Source organism: Chromohalobacter beijerinckii (genome assembly GCF_023061185.1).
Classification (GTDB): domain Bacteria; phylum Pseudomonadota; class Gammaproteobacteria; order Pseudomonadales; family Halomonadaceae; genus Chromohalobacter; species Chromohalobacter beijerinckii.
Genome location: NZ_JAKGAK010000045.1, coordinates 1 through 1,591, shown reverse-complemented (window position 1 = coordinate 1,591; position 1,591 = coordinate 1). Strand labels below are relative to the sequence as shown.

At 39.8% G+C, this 1,591-nt stretch carries 2 protein-coding genes; both read right to left on the bottom strand.

What is annotated here, in order from left to right:
• On the bottom strand, positions 1–161 hold a 161-nt coding region (locus L1075_RS15905; RefSeq protein ID WP_425531269.1), incomplete at its 3' end, for an integrase core domain-containing protein.
• A gap of 417 nt (positions 162–578) precedes the next feature.
• On the bottom strand, positions 579–1,349 hold the full coding sequence (locus L1075_RS15595) for a hypothetical protein (protein ID WP_246942749.1): 771 nt from the start codon (positions 1,347–1,349) through the stop codon (positions 579–581).
• Positions 1,350–1,591: the final 242 nt, after the last annotated feature.

The following is a 1,591-nucleotide window of genomic DNA, read 5'->3' as shown; positions in this document are numbered from 1 at the left end:
ACATAGTCCAGAGACTGATGTGGCCGCTCTTCGTTGTAGTACCGGATCCAGTGGTTGATCACTGCCCTGGCTTGTCCCAGCGATTCGAAGCGGTGAATCCAGGAAGTTTCTTGGCTAAATAACAGAAATAATCTTCCACCACCTAGATTGCAGTATTGCAAGCACCATACAAATGGCTACTCAACAATATATACTGCTCCATGAGAGAACAACCACTAACCTGGAGGAAGCTTTTTTACGAGAACTTCCCAATAGCAAAGAGCTTTTAGAGCCTATCAATTTGGAACACCCAGCCTAATCTAGTCATCACAACATAAAATATTTCCTTCAAGCCATTTAAAATGGCTTGAAGGAGCGTCGACCTATAACATTAACATAAAAATTCCCAAAATCTAATTGAGGCATATTTTACAAGTTTCATGAGTCATGTAGTATATTATAAACCACATCAACACTACTGCAACAAAAGCAGTAGACAGGCAGCCTACCTTTGCGCTTCCTGACGCTCTGGTTATACCCAGCGCCAACAAAAAGAAGAAGGCAATGGCTATAATTATAGGCATACAACAACCTCGCGACTACAGCTTATCGACTGCTTCTTTATCAGCTAGCAAAGAATCATTTTCTTTATCAAACTCAGCGCTATGCTTTTTCTCTTCTACCAACAAAATATGACGATTATCATAACACCAACTGACGAACACGTCTTCCTTTAAGAGACTTCTGACTGGAAATGGCAAGAAGCTATAAACAAAACTCGAAACATCTTTAAACTTTTCTTCATCATTGATCAAGTTTTGAGTAATAGGCCCTGCAGCACTTACCCATATTTGAGTAACCCTAGGGAGCATATCATCCATGAAACCTTTCTTCTCAGAGGTGCTATTTACTTTCTCAACATCACTAGAAGAAGATATCTTATTTTTACTCTTCTTACCTAATAAACCAAAGGCTTTTCCTTTTTTCTCCTTTTCATCTTTAACTTCTTCAAGCATCATCAGCAAAGATGCACCCTCTTGTAACATCAGGTACTCTTCACCTCCCTCAAGGACAAGAAGCTCTCCACATTCGATTTCACCAATCTCTTTATCATCGCCTTCGGAGTACACTACTGATGCATGACCACGCAATAAGATGCTAAAAACAAAAGGCTGCTTTTTTATATCTATGATGCCTGGCGTATCTATGACTGAGAGCCCATCTACAGGAGTGGCTACAAGACCTTCACTCAAGACACCCAATTCAAAATATTCCGACAAGCATACTTTTTTCATTTCCACCACCCATACTTTTAATAAATTTTTCAACAACTGAACGCCATAAATCATGAACTTCGACAAAGCGCCCATCTAATTAGTATCGGCTACTATCAAAAAATCTTTAACATTTTTTTCAAAATTACGAGCTAAAATACTCCAAGCACATCGATGTAGGGGCAGACTTATGAAGCCACGGGGCTTCGTTAAACCTACAGATTTTAGACTGAAGGCATTAGCAACAAGACAACGATTAAACGGTCACAGGGCGTCTTGGTGGCTTTCAAATTGTCATAGTTCCTTGCTTGCCGTAGCTCTCGAATGCTTTGTGGTAT

Bases quoted from the DNA above. Each gene is read 5' to 3' on its own strand.
- L1075_RS15595 (WP_246942749.1), bottom strand. From the start codon at position 1,349: ATGGGCGCTTTGTCGAAGTTCATGATTTATGGCGTTCAGTTGTTGAAA.